Below are 338 nucleotides of genomic sequence, written 5' to 3' on the forward strand. Positions count from 1 at the left end.
GAAGCTCGCCGAACTGAAGCTGCTCGCGACCGCGCTGAACCAAGGGCGCGACACGGTGGCCGACGCCCTCGCTGAGAATGCGGCCGCGATCGAGTCGCGGCGCCGCTCGCCGCGCGTGCACAACCCGGCGGTGAAGGCTGCCGTCGCGCGCATCGACGCGCGGCTCGGCAACCGTGCGAGCGCCTATCCGCAACGCGCGGCCGCGCAGTCGGCACGCCTGAAGCTGCCGCTGTTCCCGACGCCGGACGGCATGTCGCTCGACGATTACCTGGTCCAGCTGTCGAAGGAGGGGCTCGAGAAGCGCCTCGAACAGCTGTTTCCGGATACGGCCGAGCGTG

1 pseudogene is annotated in these 338 nt (G+C 70.7%); it reads left to right on the top strand.

From position 1 onward, the window contains the following. Positions 1-338 (top strand): annotated as a pseudogene (locus tag SB751_RS28885) (hypothetical protein); the annotation flags it as partial.

This window comes from Cupriavidus sp. SIMBA_020, from assembly GCF_046535395.1.
In the GTDB taxonomy this organism is placed as follows: domain Bacteria; phylum Pseudomonadota; class Gammaproteobacteria; order Burkholderiales; family Burkholderiaceae; genus Cupriavidus; species Cupriavidus campinensis.